This is a genomic window from Mesorhizobium sp. B2-5-7 (genome assembly GCF_006440875.1).
Lineage (GTDB): Bacteria > Pseudomonadota > Alphaproteobacteria > Rhizobiales > Rhizobiaceae > Mesorhizobium > Mesorhizobium australicum.
This window is the reverse complement of sequence record NZ_VFUO01000005.1, coordinates 24,323-43,596: the sequence shown is the minus strand read 5'-3', so window position 1 is coordinate 43,596 and position 19,274 is coordinate 24,323. Positions and strand designations below refer to the sequence as shown.

The 19,274-nt window shown below is 60.7% G+C and carries 14 protein-coding genes and 2 pseudogenes; 3 read left to right on the top strand and 13 right to left on the bottom strand.

The annotated features are described in order from the left end of the window. Window positions 1-3 precede the first annotated feature (3 nt). Window positions 4-867 carry a GNAT family N-acetyltransferase gene (locus tag FJ543_RS21325; protein ID WP_140876903.1) on the bottom strand — a complete coding sequence of 288 codons (864 nt, stop codon included), beginning with the start codon at window positions 865-867 and terminating at the stop codon, window positions 4-6. A 305-nt stretch (window positions 868-1,172) separates the two neighbouring features. Here FJ543_RS21325 and FJ543_RS21320 point away from each other — a divergent pair, with 305 nt between their 5' ends. After that, window positions 1,173-2,111 (top strand): ornithine cyclodeaminase family protein, encoded by a 939-nt coding sequence (locus FJ543_RS21320; protein WP_140876901.1) that lies wholly within the window; start codon window positions 1,173-1,175, stop codon window positions 2,109-2,111. 217 nt (window positions 2,112-2,328) lie between these two features. Here FJ543_RS21320 and tdh read toward each other — a convergent pair. The 12 genes and pseudogenes from tdh to FJ543_RS21260 form a co-directional block, all read right to left on the bottom strand. Continuing rightward, window positions 2,329-3,361 (bottom strand): annotated as a pseudogene (gene tdh / locus FJ543_RS21315) (L-threonine 3-dehydrogenase). After that, a pseudogene (locus FJ543_RS21310) lies at window positions 3,361-4,512 on the bottom strand (glycine C-acetyltransferase). The pseudogenes tdh and FJ543_RS21310 overlap by 1 nt, the downstream one beginning before the upstream one ends. A 1,049-nt stretch (window positions 4,513-5,561) precedes the next feature. Beyond that, window positions 5,562-5,753, bottom strand: a complete 192-nt coding sequence (locus FJ543_RS31875) for a hypothetical protein (RefSeq protein WP_246678846.1) — start codon at window positions 5,751-5,753, stop codon at window positions 5,562-5,564. After that, window positions 5,750-6,940, bottom strand: a complete 1,191-nt coding sequence (gene thrC / locus FJ543_RS21300; RefSeq protein WP_246678845.1) for a threonine synthase — start codon at window positions 6,938-6,940, stop codon at window positions 5,750-5,752. The genes FJ543_RS31875 and thrC overlap by 4 nt, the downstream gene beginning before the upstream one ends. Window positions 6,941-7,108: 168 nt before the next feature. Next, complete coding sequence (locus FJ543_RS21295; protein ID WP_140876899.1) at window positions 7,109-8,431, bottom strand: FAD-binding oxidoreductase; 1,323 nt, start codon at window positions 8,429-8,431, stop codon at window positions 7,109-7,111. 358 nt (window positions 8,432-8,789) lie between these two features. Continuing rightward, window positions 8,790-10,103 carry an FAD-binding oxidoreductase gene (locus FJ543_RS21290; RefSeq protein ID WP_140876897.1) on the bottom strand — a complete coding sequence of 438 codons (1,314 nt, stop codon included), beginning with the start codon at window positions 10,101-10,103 and terminating at the stop codon, window positions 8,790-8,792. 55 nt (window positions 10,104-10,158) lie between these two features. Further along, window positions 10,159-11,037: an ABC transporter permease gene (locus FJ543_RS21285; protein ID WP_140876895.1), complete on the bottom strand. Its 879-nt coding sequence runs from the start codon at window positions 11,035-11,037 to the stop codon at window positions 10,159-10,161. Window positions 11,038-11,069: 32 nt separating this feature from the next. After that, a complete protein-coding gene (locus FJ543_RS21280; protein WP_140876894.1) occupies window positions 11,070-12,020 on the bottom strand; it encodes an ABC transporter permease in 951 nt (316 codons plus the stop codon). A gap of 76 nt (window positions 12,021-12,096) precedes the next feature. After that, on the bottom strand, window positions 12,097-13,767 hold the full coding sequence (locus FJ543_RS21275; RefSeq protein WP_140876892.1) for a peptide ABC transporter substrate-binding protein: 1,671 nt from the start codon (window positions 13,765-13,767) through the stop codon (window positions 12,097-12,099). A gap of 36 nt (window positions 13,768-13,803) precedes the next feature. Continuing rightward, window positions 13,804-15,468 carry an ABC transporter ATP-binding protein gene (locus FJ543_RS21270; RefSeq protein WP_140877679.1) on the bottom strand — a complete coding sequence of 555 codons (1,665 nt, stop codon included), beginning with the start codon at window positions 15,466-15,468 and terminating at the stop codon, window positions 13,804-13,806. A gap of 145 nt (window positions 15,469-15,613) precedes the next feature. Beyond that, window positions 15,614-16,165 (bottom strand): hypothetical protein, encoded by a 552-nt coding sequence (locus tag FJ543_RS21265; protein ID WP_140876890.1) that lies wholly within the window; start codon window positions 16,163-16,165, stop codon window positions 15,614-15,616. 92 nt (window positions 16,166-16,257) lie between these two features. Beyond that, entirely contained in the window at window positions 16,258-17,220 is a 963-nt protein-coding gene (locus FJ543_RS21260) for a LysR family transcriptional regulator (RefSeq protein WP_224682089.1), read from the bottom strand. On the opposite strand from FJ543_RS21260, the gene FJ543_RS21255 reads away from it, so the two are divergent. Together FJ543_RS21255 and pdxA are read left to right on the top strand one after the other, a co-directional pair. Then, window positions 17,219-18,268, top strand: coding sequence for a four-carbon acid sugar kinase family protein (locus FJ543_RS21255; RefSeq protein WP_140876888.1), 1,050 nt, complete (start codon window positions 17,219-17,221; stop codon window positions 18,266-18,268). The two genes, FJ543_RS21260 and FJ543_RS21255, sit on opposite strands and share 2 nt — an antisense overlap. Further along, entirely contained in the window at window positions 18,265-19,257 is a 993-nt protein-coding gene (pdxA, locus tag FJ543_RS21250) for a 4-hydroxythreonine-4-phosphate dehydrogenase PdxA (protein WP_140876886.1), read from the top strand. Before FJ543_RS21255 ends, pdxA begins: the two co-directional genes overlap by 4 nt. Window positions 19,258-19,274 lie beyond the last annotated feature (17 nt).

The window sequence follows — 19,274 nt, the reverse complement described above, 5'->3', positions numbered from 1 at the left end:
TTCCTAGGTGAACGACTGGTTTGCCAGCGCGTACATGTGGGCTGAGCCCTCGGAGACAGGCCGTTGGCCCTTGACCATGGCGGTCGCCGAGCTGACCTGCTGGAGGCCGAGGCTCTCGAGCCAATCGCTCAATCTATCTTCGGCATAGATATCGATGCGAACGAATTGATCATGAAGCTTAGAAAGCTGCGCCAAGATCAAAAGCCGCGCATCCTGGTCACACTCGGCCGCACAGGGGCCGATGACATAGCCACGGCCGAACCTCCTGCTGATGGCGTAGCCGGCAATCCGCCCGTCGCGTTCGACTACGACGACCTTGCCCACATCGGCGAGTGCCGCGACCATCGATGGTCGCGGCATGCCCGTGGCCCGTTCATCGAACGCCTGGATCGCGGCGAGGTCGGAGAGCGTCGCCTGACGCACACCGTCACCGCCCCCCCGCGTCACCGCAGTGGTCAGCAGGCCTTGGTGCTGGAGCACCGTGCCCCAGGCAGTGAAGCCGCGGCGCTTGTAAAGCGCGAGCCCCTCTTCGGTGGACGTGAGCAGCACGTTGCGACCCTGCGCCGCCTCAAGCAATCCATCAAACAGCCGCGAACCGTTGCCACCGCCTTGCGCGGGGCCAGTGACGATGATCATGCCGACGGTGGCAAAAGCCTTGCCGTAAATCCACGACATGGCGGTGCCAATCACCTGCCCTGCCTGCTCGAGAACCAGGCCCCTGCCGACAGCGGCGGCGAATTCCCAATCCTCCAGGCGATAGGGCCAGCCCATCTCCTGCGACAGCTTCAGTGCGCCCGGCAAATGACGGGTTTCCAATTTCATCAGCTCGCTAGGGATGACGATGTCTCGCTCGAGTTGGGGGGCCATGGGAGGTGCAGTCTCTTGATCGCTGTCGAATTGAAGTCGGACCTTAGAATTGCGCCCCAACAGCAGATTTCTCTGCTGTTTTGCCCTTTCAAATAAGCGAGATCATTCGTTTTCGGCAGTTCCTCGGCACGCCAAGTTGCACAAATCGGGCGAACAATATCGGGCAGCTTGAGTCCCCGTTTGTGATTACCCTCGCTCGGCGTGTCCTCCGCACCCATCCAAAACGGATGTGTTCTCAGCCTCCACGATGGCATAGCCGGGACACGTCTCAGCGATGAGCGCTTGATGCTCAGAAGGAATTTCGGATGATCTACATCAGCGAAGACGAGTCAGCCGCCCTTGTCACGCATGAACTTGCCTTCGAGGCGGCGCGGGAGGCTCTCGAGGCAGCAGCCTCGGGGCAGAGTTGGGTCTTCCCTGCTGTCATCGGGCGCACGCAGGAGGCGAGCAATACCTTCTCTATCAAATCCGGCTCGTCGGACGACCTGACCGGAGTGAAAATCGGCTCCTTCTGGTCGGGCAACCCCGCACGTGGCCTTCCCCGGCACAACTCCACCATCGTGCTGCTCGATCAGAATACAGGACGGCTCCGCGCTGTAATCGAGGCCGGAAAGGTCAACGCCTACAGGACGGCCGCCGCCGACGCGGTTGCTGCGGATTTCCTTGCGCGCAAGCAAGCCAAGGTCCTGGCGATATTCGGTGCCGGCAACCAGGCAGGCTTCGAAGTGATGGCGCTGGCTCGCATCCGCCCAATCGAAACCGTGCTGGTCGTGGCGCGGCCTTCGCCGCGGCTCGACGCTTTTGTCGATCAGATCGGCGAAAAAGGCCTGGATGCGCGCGCCGTCTTGCCCGAAGAAGCCGTGCGCGCGGCCGACATCGTGGTCACTGCGACCCCCTCACGCGAACCGCTGTTCGATGCCGCCTGGGTGGGACCCGGAACCCATATCGTCAGCATGGGGTCGGATGCCCCAGGCAAGCGCGAATTGCCGAGCGAACTATTTCCCAACGCGCGTCTGTTTTGCGATCTGCTTTCCCAGTCCGTTCAGATCGGCGAGTTCCAACACGTGCGCGACGAGATCGACGCCGGCGTGCTTGCAGTAGCACCAGTCGGCGACGTCATTGCCAAGCGTGTGTCCGGACGCCTCTCCGACACCGAAATCACTGTCTTCGACAGCTCCGGTATCTCCCTGCAGGACCTCTACATGGCTGACGCGCTGATCAGCGCCAAGACGCCCCGCCGCTGATCAGCTTCGCACCGACAAGTCCCGCCTCGATGGTGCGGCTGCACTGGAACAAAGAGCCTTACGACGGAGCTCCGCGGCCCGGTGCGAGCGCAAATCCGCCGGCCTACCGCCAACCACACAAGGCAGCCCTGAGTGGAACACCTCAGGAATCGGAAATCGCGGGGCTCCGGAATTTCATGGGTAGATCGCGCCTCTCGAGGCTAGTCCCGACCGCCGGCTACCAATCCATCACCACCTTGCCCGAACTGCCGCTCCGCATCGCGTCAAACCCCGTCTGGAAATCGTCGATGCCGATGCGGTGGGTGATGAGGCCGGTGACGTCGAGCGGGCCTTGCACCAGTGCGATCATCTTGTACCAGGTCTCGAACATCTCGCGGCCATAAATGCCCTTGAGATGCAGCATCTTGAAGATGACCTTGTCCCAGTCGATCTCGAAGCCGGTCGGCGCGATGCCTAGAATGGCGATCTTGCCGCCATTGTTCATGGCGTCGATCATGTCGCGGAAGGCGGGTGCGGCGCCAGACGTTTCGAGACCGACGTCAAAACCTTCGGTCATGCCGAGCGCCGGCATGATATCGCGCAGCTTTTCCTTCGAGGCGTCGACGACATGCTGGACGCCGAGTTTTTTGGCCAGCGACAGCCGCACCGGGTTGATGTCGGTAATGACGACCTTGCGCGCTCCGACGCATTGCGCCACCAGCGCCCATGATGCCGATCGGCCCGGCGCCGGTGACCAGCACGTCCTCGCCGACGAGATCAAACGACAGCGCCGTGTGGACCGCATTGCCCAGGGGATCGAAGATGGCGGCGATCTCGTCGGGGACGTCGTCAGGGATCGGCACCACATTGTGCTGCGGGATCGCCAGGTACTCGCCGAAGGCGCCGGGGCGATGGGCGCCGACGCCCAGCGTGTTGCGGCAGAGATGCCCTCGCCCGGCGCGGCAGTTGCGGCAATGACCGCAGACGATGTGGTCCTCGCCGGAGACGCGCTGGCCGATCTTGTATTCGGTGACCGCGGCGCCGAAATCGGCGACCGTGCCGACGAATTCATGGCCGGTCACCATCGGCACGGGCACGGTCTTCTGTGCCCACTGATCCCAATTGTAGATGTGCACGTCGGTGCCGCAGATCGCGGTTTTCCTGACCTTGATCAGCACATCGTTGGGGCCGATCTCCGGCACCGGCACCTCTTCCAACCAGATGCCCGGTTCGGCGCGAGTTTTGACGAGTGCGCGCATCATGTTGGATATCAGCCAATCACTCCGAGTTCGCGGCCGACCTCACCGAACGCTGCAACTGCCCGGTCGATATCGGCTGCCGAATGGGCCGCCGACATCTGCGTCCTGATCCGGGCTTGGCCCTTGGGCACGACCGGGAAGGAAAAGCCGATCACATAGATGCCGCGCTCAAGCAGCATATCGGCCATCTGCGAAGCCAGCGCAGCATCGCCGATCATCACCGGAATGATCGGGTGATCAGCTCCGGCCAATGTGAAGCCGAGCTTTTCCATGCCGGAGCGGAAGCGCTGCGCGTTCTCGTAGAGACTTTCACGCAGCCGGTCGCCCCTCTCGATGATGTCGAAACCTTGAGCGATGCTGCCGCGATCGCTGGCATCAGTGTGTTGGAGAAGAGGTAAGGCGATCGCTGGCGCAGCCAGTCAACCACCGGCGTGCTCGCCGCCGTATAGCCACCGGAGGCACCCCCCAACGCCTTGCCCAGCGTACCGGTGATGATGTCCACCCTGCCCTCGACGCCGCAATATTCCGGCGTGCCACGGCCATGCTCACCGACGAAGCCGACAGCGTGGCTGTCGTCCACCATCACCATTGCATCATATTTTTCCGCGAGGTCGCAGACGCCCGCCAAATTCGCGATGATGCCGTCCATCGAGAAGACGCCGTCGGTTGCGATGAGCTTGAAGCGGCTGCCTTCAGTCTTTTTCAGTTCTTCCTCGAGGCTCTCCATATTGTTGTTGGCATAGCGGAAGCGTTTCGCTTTGGAGAGCCGCACGCCGTCGATGATCGAGGCATGGTTGAGTGCGTCGGAGATGATCGCATCCTCTTCGGAAAGCAGCGTCTCGAAGAGGCCGCCGTTGGCGTCGAAGCTGGAACCGTAGAGGATCGCGTCTTCCATACCCAGGAAGCTCGATATCTTTGCCTCGAGCTGCTTGTGTTCCTCTTGTGTGCCGCAGATGAAGCGCACCGAGGCCATGCCGTAGCCGTATTGGTCGAGCGCCGCCTTCGCCGCCTCGCGCAGCTCTTCGCTGTCGGCAAGGCCGAGATAGTTGTTGGCACAGAAATTGAGCAGCTTGCGGCATCCAACCTCGATCTGGGACGACTGGGGCGAAGTGATGACGCGCCTCGCGCTTGTACAGGCCCTCCGCCTCGATCTGCGAAAGCAGCTCGAGAACGCGGTCTTTGAGAGTGGTGCCATACTGCCTTCGCTTCCACTGGTGATCTTCGCGGCCTTGCTCATACGATTTCTTCCCTGTGCACGCGTAACATGCGCTCGAAGTGGCTTGGATCGTGTGCTTTGAGGGTTGCAGCTTCCCGGGGCTGGTAAAGATCCCAGAGACGCGAAAGCCAAAAGCGAAATGCTCCAGCGCGTTGCATCGCGGGAAGCAATATGCGCTCGGCTGGAGTAAGCGCTCGAACGGATTCATAAGCGCCTAAGAAAGCGGCTGCCCGCTCACCGTCTTGGCGGCCGGTGCAGTCATCGACACACCAGTCGTTGAGGCACACGGCAATATCGAATAGGAAGGCGTCGCATCCGGCGAAGTAGAAATCAAAACGCCGGTTAGCTGACCACCGTCAAACAACACGTTGTCACGAAGAGATCAGCGTGCACCGGCCCCTTGGGGAGTTGCTCGTAGGCGGAGGACACAGCAATTCGGTTTTGAAAGGTCAACTCGCTGGTGAGCAGCGACCGTTGTTCATCGGACACGTATTGGCCGACCACCGGCACCACTTCGTTCCACCATTCGAGCCCCCGCAGATTGACCTGGTGTCGTGGGTAATCGGTTCCGCCAGGTGTATTTGCGCCAGGATGTCCCCAATAGAGCGACAATGCGATACTGTCGGTGCTGTCAAGCTTTCGCCAGGAAGCCTGTTGACGACCACAGCAGGCCGGCCTTTCAGCGAGTGAAGGATTTCGCCCCTCGCGTTGGCAACCGGATTCGGGACCGGCATTCGCCGCGCCGCAAGGTGTTTTATGAGATGGAGGTAGAAAGGGAATTGTTCGAATGTGAGGCGCTCAAACAAGGTGAGCACATACTCTCCGGATTCGGTATCTACGAAGTAGTTCGTGTTCTCAATTCCGGTCGTGATGCCGCGAACAGAACGCGGCCAGCCTAGACCCAGCGCCCCAAAGAACGCTGCGACTTCGTCGACTGATAGCTCCGTATATACAGCCATGGCGGAAATAGCGGTCTCCGATTGCTCAAGCCGGTCTTCAACGGGCCGCACCGTGCAAAATTTCGGCGACGTAGGTCTTTACGGTCTGTCCATCGGCGGGAAGGACCTTAAATCGCCTCGGCAAATCTTCTATTCCGTCGAACCGTTTTGGACGGCTTGGCTCGTGGCCCAAAGCCTCCCTGATGATCTCCGCAAATTTGACCGGCAGGGCCGTCTCGAGCACGATCATCGGCACCTCCGGGACGGAGTGCCTGCGTGCGACCGTGATGCCGTCAGCTGTGTGTGGGTCGACCAGCGTGTTGAAGCGGCGCCAAGTGTCACGGATCGTTTCCAACCGGTCGGCGTGCGTGCTCTTGCCGCTGCAGAAGCCAAAACGAGCGGCCACCTGCGCGAGGGCGGAATTCCCACTGAGATCGAACGAGCCTCGTCCCCTGAGTTGGTCGTCGAAGATTGATTTCGTCCGGCTCGCATCGCGACCGAGCAGGTCGAAGACGAAACGCTCGAGATTGGAGGCCTTGGAAATGTCCATCGATGGGCTTGATGTTTCGTACGTGTCCGCCCGGCCCCGCACGCGATATACGCCGGTGCGGATACGGGAAGTCCCATCGTGCGCGCAACGTGACCAGCACAGATGTTTCCGAAGTTGCCCGAAGGAACAGTGAAGTCGACCTCTGATGCGTTCCCCGCAGTGACCTGGAAGTAGGCGGAGAAATAGTAGACGACCTGAGCCACCAGCCGGGCCCAGTTGATCGAATTGACGGCGCCTATCCGGTGGCGCCTCTTGAAATCACCATCGCCGGACACGGCTTTCACAATATCCTGGCAATCGTCAAACACCCCTTCAATGGCGATGTTATGGATGTTTTCGTCCTGCAGGCTGAACATCTGGGCTTGCTGAAAGGTGCTCATGCGTCCGTGCGGCGACATCATGAAGACCCGCACCTCCTTCTTGCCGCGCATGGCATATTCCGCCGCGCTGCCCGTGTCGCCACTGGTCGCCCCGAGGATGTTCAACTCCTCACCCCGTCGCGCCAGTTCATACTCGAGCAGATTGCCAAGCAACTGCATCGCCATGTCCTTGAACGCCAGCGTGGGGCCGTTCGACAGTTCCGCAACGTGGAGACAAGTCTCAAGCGCGCGCACCGGCGCGATCCTGGCGGTCCCGAAAATTTCGGACGTATAGGTCTTCGCGCAGATAGCCTTCAGATCGGCGGGCGGAATATCGTCGATGTAGAGCGACAGGATCTCGAAGGCGAGGTCCGGATAGGACAACCTCCGCCACCGATCCAGCATTGCGTCATCCACACGCGGGTAGGTCTCGGGCACATAGAGCCCGCTATCCGGGGCCAGACCTTCAAGCAGTATCTCGCAAAACTTCCTGCGTTCGGGGTGGCCGCGCGTCGAGATGTAGTGCATGTGATGCTCTTCCTTGTAGACGCGATCGTTCAGCCGGGGCCGCAGTGCTCCATGGTCGATGGGCCGCCAGCTCTAGCCGTCAGCGTCGGGCCCGCCACCAGGCAATCTTGTCCTGCAGGCCATAGCGACGATTGTTGGTGCGCGTCAGGCGTGACTTCCGGCTGATCTTCAGATAGCGGCGATGTCCAGCTTCGAGCCGTCGACCAGACGCGACAGGCGGAGCGGTGTAGGATCGACGCAAGGCGTGTCGTTTACGACAAGCTCTGCAGCCAGATAGCCCAGCCCCGGACCCAAACCGAAGCCGTGGCCCGAGCAGCCCGCCGCGAGGACGAGGCCCTTCACCCCGTCCACCTGCGACACCACAGGCACTGCGTCCGGCGTGCAATCGACGAAGCCTCCCCAGGCGCTATCGATCTTTATATCGCCGAGTTGGGGAAAGGTTTTCCGGACACTCTCCACAACTTGGCTCACCAGCCATTTCAAGGGCGGAGGATCCAGCACGCGATTCTGTTCGAAAATCCGATCGTTGTTGGTCAGCAGCGCCGGCATTGAATCCGGCCCCGAAACGAACGATTGGCCGATGCCGAGCCTGACGTTCTTCAGGCGACGCAAGAATTGTGGCATGAATTCCCGGCTATACCGGATAGCCTGGGGCGTGATTTCGAGGTTTGCCTTGCCGCTGATCGCAAGCGTATAGCTGCCGTCCAGTCGGCGCGTGATCGTGCAGTAGGGTGTGGAGATTGCCTCGCCTATGTTGATTGTCGGGGTGGAACGCAGCGCGGTCTGCCGGATGCTCGCTTGGGGGAAACTGATCCCGAGCGGCCTAAGGAAGCGCGAGGACCAGGCGCCAGCGGCGCACAGCACCGCGCTGGTTCTGATGTAGCCCTTCTCCGTGTGCACGCCCGCAATCTTGCCATTGGCCAAGTCGAGCGCGCGCGCGGCGCATTCCTGATGGATGGTGGCGCCCAGAGCTCTGGCCCCTTCGGCGATAGCCGGCGCGGCAAGCGCAGGTTCGGCCTTGCCATCCCGGCCCGAATAGGTCCCGCCGACCCATTTGTCGCGCGCTTCGGGGACGCGCTCGGCCACCTCCGCCCGGCTCAGCATGCGGGTGTCGACCTCGTATTCCCTGGCGACCTCGCGCCACCTTTCCCAGCCGGCGAGTACAGCCTCGTCGTGAGTCGCAGAGACCAGACCGCAGCGTCGAAATCCAAGGTCGCGATTGATATCGCGCGTCAGTTCGTCCCACAGTCGCATGGAGATCACCGAGAGCGCCAGTTCGCGCCGATCGCGGTTCTGCTGGCGGCACCAACCCCAGTTTCGGCTCGATTGTTCACAGGCGACGTGGCCCTTCTCGAGCAGAGCCACAGAGAGGCCACGCTTCGCCAGGAAATAGGCGGCCGTAGAGCCGAGGATGCCGCCGCCGACGATGACGACGTCGACTTCGGCCGGGAGACGCTCATCGCTGTGAATACGTTCGACTCGGGGCGACATGTTCCAACCAACCTCGGCTGCCAAGAATGCGGAAGCAAAGTTCCGATCAGCCCTTCATCGCATCGTGCGCTCGAAAGAATGTGCCGAAATCATCCAGGACTTCGCCAGATGTGCGGGTTTTTGATCCCCGATCGATACGAACTGCTCAAGTCCGACCGAGTTCCAGTTCGGCGCAGGGCGGCGCAGCCTGGTCGCGAGTCCGTTGGTTCGCGCTTGAGGGTCTTGAGCCTGCATGCGAAGTTATGGGCGGCAACGTCTTCTGGTTGATTCCATACCGCTTCGCCAGCGCCCTCAAGCTTCGCGGTGCCTACAGCCGGTCCGCAGCGACGAACGGTCAAAAGGCCGTCACCTTTGGCCGTCAGCGGCGGGCGCGCCACCAAGCGATCTTGTCCTGCAGACCATAGCCTTTGATGATCGCCGGCAAGAACCAGGGGTCGCCCCTATAGAAAGGGATGGAAGCCGGCGGTCGGAAGTCGAAAGCCGTGCTGGCTTCCGTCGCGCGACCCATCAGCTTGGAGGCGGCACGCGTACCGACCCACGGTGCCCAGACCACACCCGAACCGCAAAAGCCCGTGGCATAGACGATGCCATCCTTTTCGAAGATGCGGGGCAACATGTCGCGGTTCATGGCCACGTTGCCGAACCAGCTGTGCGAAAAGCGAACCTTCTCCAGCTCCGGGAAAAGCTCTACCAGACCGTTACGCAGGCGGAGCGTCGGGGCTGCCGGATCGCTGTTGCCGCGGGAACTGTCTCGCCCACCGAGCAGAATGCGCGTGCCGTCGGGCGAAGGACGATAGTAGAAGCCTAGCTCCCGGTTCTCGCCCATCATCATCAGCTTCGGCATCAGCCGCGCCATCAATTCATGCGGAAGTTCCTCGGTGGCGATAATTCGGCTGCGGACGGGAACCAGGCGGCGGCGCAGGAAGGGACTGGCCCCATCGGTATAGCCGTTCGTGCAGACCAGGACCTGCCGCGCCTGCACCGTTCCGGCCGAAGTGGCGACGCGGAACCCCGACCCATCCCTCTCGATCGAGGTCACAGGCGTTTTTGAATGCACCGTCAGACCCGAGGCGAGCGCCACCCGCAAGAGCTCGGCGTGGAACTTGGCCGGGTGCAGCCCACCGATGTCCATCCGAACCGTGCCGCCGCGGTAGAAGTCGGTGCCGATGTAGTTGCACTGCTCGGCACGCGGAACAGCGTAGGATTCGATCCCCAGCCTCTTCGCCAGCGCCTCGGCGCCGCGTGCCATCTTCTCGTACTGGTCGTATCCGAGAGCACCCATGAACCGGCCGACCAGCTGGAAATCGCAGTCAAGCCCTTCCGTCTTAATCAATTCATAGAGAAATTCGCGCGCGACCTTGCCCTCGGTTTCAATCGCCATGGCCTTCTGTTCACCGAAGCGCCGTGTGATCGTGGCATAGTTGGGCCGGATGCTCCCGCTGGTAATTCCACCGTTGCGCGTGGAAGCACCCTCGCCCGGATGCATCGCATCAAAAGCGGCTACGGAGCGCCCCTCGCGCGCCAGCACAAGCCCGGCAGAAAGCCCGGCATAGCCCGCGCCGACAATCACCACGTCGAGCTTCTTTGCAACGGGCAGCGGCGGCAGCGGCATGACGGGCGCCGCTTCCCACCAGTAGGGCGTGTTCTTTTCGGCGGCTTTTGGCTCTTGCACGTGACTGACTTCTCTTGGCGCTTTCAGGGGTTAGGAACGTTACCGGTCGCGGTATTCAAATATGGTCATCTCGCACGTCCAGAGCATCACGCAGTCCGTCACCAATGAAATTGAAACTGGTCACCGCGATGGTGATTGCCGCTCCGGGAATGATCGCCAACCAAGGTGCGCTGCCCAGATATTGCTGGGCGCCATTGAGCATGTTGCCCCAGCTTGGCAGTGGCGGCTGGATGCCGTAGCCGAGGAAGCTGATGTAAGCTTCCATGAGAATGGCGCGCGCGACGGTCAAAGTGGAAGCAACGATAATCGGTCCCATGGCGTTGGGCAGTATCTCGCGGAACATGATATGTGTGCCGCTCAGCCCCAGCATTCGCCCGGCCTGGACGAATTCGCGCTCGCGGAGCGAGCGGACCTCGGCCTCTACAATTCGGGCTACTTCCATCCAGCTGGTCGCAGCGATGACGACGGTAATCATTATTGGGCTGGGTTTCAGGGCTGCGGCAAGGGCCAGCACAAGGAAGATAGAGGGAAAGGCCAGAAAGCCGTCTACCAAGCGCATCAGTGAGGCTCCTATCCAGCCGCCGCGGTATCCAGCAATTACCCCAACGAGCGTGCCGATCAGCGTTGACAACAGCATGGCGAAGAAGCCCACCAGCAACGAGATTCGTCCCGCCATCAAGAGCCTTGCCGCCAAGTCACGGCCGAGTGGATCAGTACCCAGAAAGTGGTGCCCCGTAAGCGGGGGAGCAAAGCGGGCCCGCAGATCGATATACAATGAATCATAAGGCAAGAGATGCGGGCCGACGGCGCAAGCGAGGCTGAGAAGGATGATCATCGCCAAGCCGAGCAGCGCCAGGCGATGCCGCATGAAACGAAGGGCCGCCCGGTTGTTTGTCCATCGGCTTGGAGCTGCATTTGCGGTGAGAGCGGTCATATCGGCTGTCTCCTGTCGGGGAAGTTGCGCGCTCAAGCCAGTCGAATGCGCGGATCGACGATAGCGACGACAATGTCGGCGATCAGGTTTCCAAGCAGAACGAGGATAGCGGAGAACATCAGCAGCCCCATCACAACCGGATAGTCGCTGTAACCAAGGCTATCGAGGAACAACCGTCCCATTCCTGGCCAGGTAAAGACAGTTTCGGTCACCAGCGCGCCGGTCAGGACGCTGGGAAGCTGCATCCCGGCCAACGTAATCATCGGCAAAAGCGCGTTGCCGACGACGTGCTTCATTAAAATCCGGCGTTCACTCAACCCCTTGGCCCGAGCCGTCTTGACGAAGTCCTGGCTGATGGCATCGAGGGTCGCCGTCCGCATGTAGCGGCTCCAGATCGCGACATGGACCAGCGACAGCACGACACTTGGCAGGATCAGATGGTGGAGATAGCCCAGGATCGAGCTATCGCCGATCTCGGACATATTGCCCGCGGGCAGCCAGCCCAGCTTCAAGGTAAAGATGTAGATGCCGACGAGGCCGAACCAGAAGGTAGGGACCGACAATGCAACCATGGCACCGACAGTTGCGAGATAGTCGAATAGCGAGTAGCGGCGCGTGGCGCCCCGGATTCCAATCCAGGCGCCAAGGGAGATCGCAATCGCCGTTGAGGATCCCATCAGCAGCAGGGTGGCAAAGAGATGGCTGCCAATGATCTGCAACACCGGCGCTCCGTCGCGGAAGGAGTGACCCCAGTCGCCCTGCAGCAGCCGCCAAGCCCAGTCCAGATATTGGATCCATATGGGGCGATCAAGGCCCAGCAGCCCCTTGAGGCGCTCGATATCCTGCTGGGTCATGCCGGGGTCGAGCCCGAATTGCGCCAGCGGGCCCCCCGGCAGAAGGTTCAGAATCCCGAAGCCGATGATCGAAACGATCACAAGCATCACCAGGCTCTGCGAGAGGCGATTGAGCAGGAAGCCGCGCATTCGTGTCCTCCGTTGTGGGTTGGCGATTTTTGTTTGTTGCCGCCGCGTTGAAATCGGGCGGCGGCAACTGAGTGGATCAGGCCTTCCACTGCCAGGCTGCGGCATGCCACGACGCGGTGCGCGTGTTGGCATTGGGCTCGAAGCCATCCAGGCCCTTCTTGCGCCCGAGGACGGTTGTGTACGCGAACAGCGGCAGGAAGGGCAGATCATGGCGCACCATTTCCTGCACGCGATTGTAGATCCCACGCCGCTCGTCCGGATCGAAGCTGCGAGCCCCCTTGTCGAGCAGGGCATCGACCTCAGGGTTGGAATATTGCGCGGTGTTCGAACCGTGTCCGCCTTGTGCGGCGATTGCCTTCGTATGCAGCCGGTTTGTGGCGTCGGGGTCCGAGGCAATCAGATAGGTGACGCCGGACATGGCGGTGTCAAATTGCGACTTCAGCCAGAAATCCCCCCACATGACAGCAGCCGGCAAGTTTGAGATCGTCATCTCAACGCCGATCTCCGCAAACGTCTGCTGCATGAACTGCTGCGTCTGCTCGCGCAGGTTGTTGCCAGAAGTTGTCGAGTTGGAGAAGGCCAGCCGCACTCCATCCTTGGCGCGGATTCCATCCGGCCCCGGCTTCCAGCCGGCCTCATCCAGGATTTGGCGCGCCCGGTCCAGATTGAACTCCTGAACCGGCAGGTTCGGGTCGTAGTAGAAGGACTCCTTCGGCATGAAGGTCTCGGTGAGGGTGCCGACGCCGTAATAGATCGTGTCGACAATCGCCTTCCTGTCTAAGGCGGCGTAGAGCGCCTGGCGCACTGCCAGGTCCTTGAACTGCGGGCGGCCCATATTCAGGTAGAACGACTCGAGCGATGCGCCGGTCTCCAGTGTCACCAGACGGTCTGGCAGTTCCTGGGCTTCAGTGTAGTGGTCGGGAGTGATGTATGACTGATCGACAAGGTCCACGTCGCCGCTCTTGAACTGAGTGTAGAGCACCGTCATATCGGGAATGTATTTGAAGATGAGCTGTTCGATATACGGACCTTCGCCGGCGTAGTCTGGATTGGCGACGAGTTCGATATGATCGCCCGCGACGCGCTGGCTCCATTTGAATGCGCCGGTGCCGACCGGCGCCTGGTTGAACGCGGCTGCATTCGGATCGGCCTCTTTCTCCAGAATATGCTTGGGCACGATGAAGGTCTCGGCCAGGAACGACAGATAGGGTGCAAAAGGCTCCTTCATCCGCCATGTGATCTCGGTGGGCGAAACCACCGTAATGTCCTGCACGAGCGAATGGCCGCTTGTACGCCAGGCGCGAAACTTCGGGTTCGTGATGAGCTCAAGGGTGTATTTCACGTCCTCGGCCGTGAAGGGCTCACCGTCGTGCCACCGTGCATTGTCACGCAACCGGATGCGCCAGTTGAGGCCGTCCGCTGAGATACCGCCGTTCTTCTGGCTTGGCACCTCGGCCGCTAGATTCGGCTGAAAGACTCCCTTGGCATCCATCCTGACCAAAGCGTCGAAAATCGAAAAATGGACCGCGTCATCGACTTCGATATGCGCCATCAACGGATTGAACACGGTCGGCTCTTGCGAGAGTCCGACGACGACGCGGCCGGCCGGACCTCCGGCAGGGGTCTTGGCGAAAGCGGGCTTGCCAAACAAATTGGGCGCGATCAAGCCTGCAGCTCCACCTAGCGCCATCAGTCGCAGCGCCTGGCGTCTTGAGTAGTTGGATTGAGTCGTTGAATTCTTGGTCATAGCAGTTCCTCTCTTGTGGCGATTTTCGCGTACTTTTCATGCGTTTGCTGCAATTGGATGGGCATTGCCCGGTCTCTCCCCTGGAATCGCCGCCACGAGTTGGCGCGTGTAGGCTGCTTGCGGGTTCAGGAATATCTGCGAGGGCGGTCCGCGCTCGACGATCCGGCCCTTCTGCATCACCGCGATTTCGTCGCAGATCTGGCTGGCGACACGCAGGTCGTGCGTGATGAAGACCATCGACACGCCGGTCTCGCGCTGGATCTGATCCAGAAGCTGCAGGATCTGCGCCTGGATCGACACGTCCAGCGCGGAGACCGCTTCGTCAGCAATCAAAAGCTTCGGCTTGAACATCAAAGCCCGGGCGATGCCGATGCGCTGGCGTTGCCCACCAGAAAACTCGTGCGGATAGCGGCCAAAGGCGCCGGCATCGAGACCGACATGGGCCAGAAGCACCCGCGCTTCTTCGCGCGCCTGGGCATAAGGCATCCCGTGTGCCACCGGGCCTACCGTGATGATGTGGCCGACCGTCGAGCGTGGGTTCAGAGAAGCGAAGGGATCTTGGAAGATCATCTGGATCCGCGGTCGAAGTGGGCGGAACTTCGCTTCGGAAAGCTTGGCTATGTCAGATCCCTCGAACAAAATCTCGCCGCCGTCGCTGTCCAGCAATTTGATCAGAAGCCGGCCCAGCGAGGATTTTCCTGAACCGCTCTCGCCTACGACCCCCAGCGTTCGGCCAGGCGCCAGTTCGAACGAAACCTCGTTCACAGCTTTCACAATTCGCTGCGCGCCGAACAACGCACCGCCACCACGATAGGTCTTCACCAGACCCTCGACCTTCAGGATCGGCACCTTGCTGGCAGGCTCCGCACGAGGGCGATCCTCGCCGATCAGATGAGGTACGGCCGCGATCAGGCGCTGGGTGTAAGGATGCTTGGGTGCCTTCAACACCTGTTCGGCGCTGCCCTGCTCTACGATGTGACCCTTTTCCATCACCACGACACTGTCGGCGATCTCGGCCACCACACCGAAATCGTGGGTGATGAACATCACGCTCATGCCCTTGCGGCGCTGAATTTCGCGGATCAGCTCCAGAATCTGTGCCTGGGTGGTCACGTCGAGCGCTGTCGTCGGTTCATCCGCGATCAGAACCGTCGGCTCGAGCGCCAGGGCCATGGCGATCATGACGCGCTGCCGCTGCCCGCCCGAAAGCCGGAAAGGGTACTGGTGATACATGAGTTCGGGATCTGGCAAGCCCACTTCGGTGAGCAGTTCGATGGCGCGGTTTCGACAGGCTTGTGATGTGCCGAAGCCATGCGCGGCCATGACCTCGTCAATTTGTGCACCCACCGTCATCAAGGGGTTGAGCGCCGAGAGCGGGTCCTGAAAGATCATCGACACGACCCGACCACGCAGATTGCGCAGCTTGTCGGGCGACATGCCGATGATGTTCATCCCCTCCAACTGTATTGAACCCGATGAGACGCGGATCACCTTGGGCAGGAGCCCCATGATCGCGTTCGCCGTGACCGACTTGCCTGATCCTGACTCGCCTATGATGCAGAGGATCTGGCCACGTTTCAGATCGAAGGAAATGTTCTCGACCGCATAGGTTCGTTCCATGCCTTTCGGCAAATTCACCGTGAGGTCGCGCACCGAAAGCGCCACATCGTGAGAGGCTACAGCCTGGATACTTGCGACCATCTGGATCACCTCCCATTCCATCGAAGCGTATCCACCCTGTTGCGGACCGCATCATCGCCCCTTGAGCAGCAACACGTCACCGTAGCAGCCGTAGCCTGGCCATCTCGGCGCTTCGCGCCCTGAGGCTGCGAGAGACGGATTCTGCTCACCCTGGCGGCTCCCTTATGAAAATCCGGCCGTGTACCGGACATTGTTCCCTTTTCTTGGAGAACTCTCCAATCGGGCAGCTCTGCCTATCGGAGGTCCTCGGGAGCTTGCCTGCCGTAAGGAAGGGTACCCCGTTGTTCCAGCCAGTGTGACTGTTCTGTTTCCGCAGAGTCTTCGAAAGTTGGCGCTCGGGCGGCATGAACTTCTGAAAAAAACGTCCGAATTGGCATTTCACTCTGTTTGGCATGGATGATGGTAGCGTGGCATAGGTGAGAGTCTGAGTGTGATTGCCCGAAAATGAATGAGCAATGACGCCAGCGGCCGTGCCGACCTGTCCAAGGCGGGCACGGCATTCCTTGCCCAGGAAATTTGAAGGATCCGCCGCGCCGGAATTTTCCGCATTTGAAATAGATTGGCGCCCATCCAGGCGTTGAAGGCAGGCAACAACCGGCGCCACCTGCACGAAGCCCGTGATGCGCCGATGCGATGCCTCATCTGGATACCAATAAAAGGTAGTGCAGAACCAAGCACGGCAAACTGTGCCGCTCATCGGGAAACTCTACCCGGCCCATCGATGCTCGGTTGCTGCTTTTCGATGCCGGTCGACCACATTTAGCTGGGCGAAGCTCGCAGGGCGCTCTTTCAAAGGTGATTTGGGCCCAGGCGGCTGAACTGCGCCTGGAGCCACTCTGCGAGTTCAAACTCCACACCTTGTAGTTCAGTCGAGCCCAACCATATCAACCCGTACTGACTGCCGTCAGGATCAAAGCCAGCAGGTGCCTCCAGGCTTCCTCGTTCCACATCGTCAATCGCGAGTACGAGCGGACTGAGGGCTACACCCAGGCCTGCAGATGCAGCTTCGACAATCAGGGCGTGATTGTCGAAGTAACGGATTTCTGTGGGTCGAAGCGCCGACGGATGGGTCTTCAGCCATTGCGCCCACGCCTCAGGTCGGGTCTTCGACCCGAGAGCGAGATAGTCGCCATGTTCGAACTCTGGCACGAGTTCCGGCCTCATGACAGGCCCAACCCTTTCGGGAAAAAGGGGCCGGACGTTCCACGTCTCAGGCACAGCGAAGTCCAGCCGTCGAATAGCGAGATCGACCTGTTTCTTATGAAAGTCCACAAGCCCTCCACCAACGGAGAGGTGGAGGGCCATGTTCGGATGCGCCACTTGAAGCGCCCCAAGCCGCGGAATGAGCCAACGCATGGCAACTGAAGGCTCGCAGGAGAGCACCAGGGCACTCCTCCCGGCATTGGCAGCACGCAGGCTTTGCACTGTGGCGGCCAACTCGCCGAAAAACCTGCTGAGGGTAAGGTTGAGCGTCTCGCCGGCCGGGGTGAGCCGCAGGCCTCGCCCATTCTTTTCAAACAACCTGACCCCGATGTCATTGGCGAGTTTGGTGATACGGCGACTGACGGCGCCGTGCGTGAGTGCAAGCGAGTCTGCTGCAAGCCGGACCGAGCCCAGCCGCGCTGTTGCTTCGAACGCTCGCAGGTCGTCGAGCGATGGTATGTCTGAGCGATCCATCGGTGACAATATATCACCGATCCCGTCAGAAACTATCGCTATTCGTGGTTGGTGGAGTTTTGTTAATTGATGCATGCGCACCAATCATCAACCCAGTATAGCGGTCCTCGCCGACGACCTCACCAGCGCGGCAGATGGCGCAGCACCTTTCGTCGCCCGCGGCTTGACTGCGTCGATCGGCAGGGGCCAGCTTCCGAGCCGAGCGGCAGCGGTAATGGCAGTCGATAGCGGTTCGCGGTCTGCTACTCCATCGCAAGCGTTCGAGGCGGTCGCTCGATTGACCGCCCGACTTGCCAGCCATACCGTGCTGTATAAAACGGTAGACTCCACACTTCGCGGTCACATAACGGCTGAGCTTGAAGCATGTTTTGCGGCGAGCGGCCGCAAAGCACTGGTGTTTGCACCGGCGTTCCCGCAGGCCGGTCGTACGACGGTGAGGGGCATTCAGCTTGTTGACGGCATTCCGGTCTCGGAAAGTTCGTATGGCCATGACCCTGTGCATCCCGTGCGGCATTCCGCGCTAGTCGACCTGGTCCCAAGCTGCATCAAGAATGTCACGCTGCTTGATGCTGAAACGCAGGAAGAACTCGACTCACAGATTGCTGCCATCGAGGATCCAGCGTCGATCCTTTGGGTTGGCTCTCCTGGAATGGCTACAGCGCTATCGCGGCGTTTTGTGCCGGCGAAGACCCTACCACTGCCATTGCTCGATGGCATCAGCAGCGATGTCTTGGTCGTCATTGGGAGCGCAAATTTGCGCAGTCATCAGCAGGCAGATCAACTCCAGGAGGCTAGCGGCGTTATGCTGCTGCGCGGACCAAGAACGCGCGAAGGGGACTCGGCAGCGGTGCTGCGCCGTATCGCACAAGACGCAGCGCGAGAGCTTCAAAGCCTACGCTTCGGCGCTTTGATCGCCACCGGCGGCGACACGATGGAAGCGATCCTGGACCTTCTCAACGTCCGTGAGTTCGAGATCCTGCAAGAACTCGATCCCGGATTCCCGCTTGGTCTCGCCAGGCTTGGCGATGGGCGCTCGCTCTTGCTCGCTATGAAGGCGGGTGGCTTTGGCGGTGACGACGCTCTGGAGCGCGCCGTCGCGCGGATACGTGGAGCAACCCAATGAAGAACATTCCCCCGCTTGCTCTCACAATGGGCGACGCCTCCGGCATTGGGCCGGAGATCGTGGCGAAGGTGCTTGCGAAGGGCGGCGAACGCGTCGTCGTGTTCGGCAGCTATGTTGTCATGCAGGACATCGTGCGGCGGCTCGGGTTGAACGTCGAGGTGCGACGCATCAATGCGGCCGATGCAGCCCAGTTCCCGCCGCAGGCAATTGAAGTCATCGACACCACCCGGATTACTGAGCCTCCTCCAATCGGGAGTATCAGCGCGATCTCCGGGCAGGCGGCCTTCGACGCCCTCGTTGCAGCGATCGCAGCAGCGAAGTCCGGCGAGGTAAGCGGCATCGTCACGGCGCCGATCAATAAAGAGGCGATGGCCAGCGCGGGTATCAGATACCCCGGCCATACCGAAATTCTGGCCGACTACGGCGGTGCCAAGCGCGTGGCGATGATGCTTGCCAACGATGACATCCGCACAGTGCTCGTCACGATCCACACGTCGCTGAGCAAGGCGATCGAACAAGGCGATTTCGACGCTCAGCTATCCGCTATCCGGCTTGCCCATGAGGGTGGAAAAGCTCTCGGCTTCGCGACCCCGCGTATCGCCGTAGCAGGTCTCAACCCGCACGCAGGTGAAGGTGGCCTCTTCGGCGACGAGGAGATCCGGATCATACGACCTGCAATCGACGCGGCCCGAGCCGAGGGCATCGATGCCACTGGCCCTTATCCTGGCGACACTGTCTTCATGCAAGCACGTCAAGGTCGATTCGATCTTGTGGTGGCACAATACCACGATCAGGGGCTGATCCCTGTGAAGTATCTCGGGCTGGAAAAAGGCGTGAACATCACGCTTGGCCTGCCGTTCGTCCGCACCAGCCCAGATCACGGCACGGCGTTCGATATCGCGGGCCGTGGAATTGCAGACCACGCCAGCTTGGAAACAGCACTTGCCTACGCCAAGCGCCTCGTGTTGGCGCAAACCAAGAAGAACTAGATACGAAAGGAATCACA

Excerpts from the sequence above, each read along its gene's own strand:
- FJ543_RS21325 (WP_140876903.1), bottom strand. The coding sequence starts at position 867 with ATGGCCCCCCAACTCGAGCGAGACATCGTCATCCCTAGCGAGCTGATG.
- FJ543_RS21320 (WP_140876901.1), top strand. The coding sequence starts at position 1,173 with ATGATCTACATCAGCGAAGACGAGTCAGCCGCCCTTGTCACGCATGAA.
- FJ543_RS31875 (WP_246678846.1), bottom strand. The coding sequence starts at position 5,753 with ATGATCGTGCTCGAGACGGCCCTGCCGGTCAAATTTGCGGAGATCATC.
- thrC (WP_246678845.1), bottom strand. The coding sequence starts at position 6,940 with ATGCACTACATCTCGACGCGCGGCCACCCCGAACGCAGGAAGTTTTGC.
- FJ543_RS21295 (WP_140876899.1), bottom strand. The coding sequence starts at position 8,431 with ATGTCGCCCCGAGTCGAACGTATTCACAGCGATGAGCGTCTCCCGGCC.
- FJ543_RS21285 (WP_140876895.1), bottom strand. The coding sequence starts at position 11,037 with ATGACCGCTCTCACCGCAAATGCAGCTCCAAGCCGATGGACAAACAAC.
- FJ543_RS21280 (WP_140876894.1), bottom strand. The coding sequence starts at position 12,020 with ATGCGCGGCTTCCTGCTCAATCGCCTCTCGCAGAGCCTGGTGATGCTT.
- FJ543_RS21275 (WP_140876892.1), bottom strand. The coding sequence starts at position 13,767 with ATGACCAAGAATTCAACGACTCAATCCAACTACTCAAGACGCCAGGCG.
- FJ543_RS21270 (WP_140877679.1), bottom strand. The coding sequence starts at position 15,468 with ATGGTCGCAAGTATCCAGGCTGTAGCCTCTCACGATGTGGCGCTTTCG.
- FJ543_RS21265 (WP_140876890.1), bottom strand. The coding sequence starts at position 16,165 with ATGAGCGGCACAGTTTGCCGTGCTTGGTTCTGCACTACCTTTTATTGG.
- FJ543_RS21255 (WP_140876888.1), top strand. The coding sequence starts at position 17,219 with ATGCGCACCAATCATCAACCCAGTATAGCGGTCCTCGCCGACGACCTC.
- FJ543_RS21260 (WP_224682089.1), bottom strand. The coding sequence starts at position 17,220 with ATGCATCAATTAACAAAACTCCACCAACCACGAATAGCGATAGTTTCT.
- pdxA (WP_140876886.1), top strand. The coding sequence starts at position 18,265 with ATGAAGAACATTCCCCCGCTTGCTCTCACAATGGGCGACGCCTCCGGC.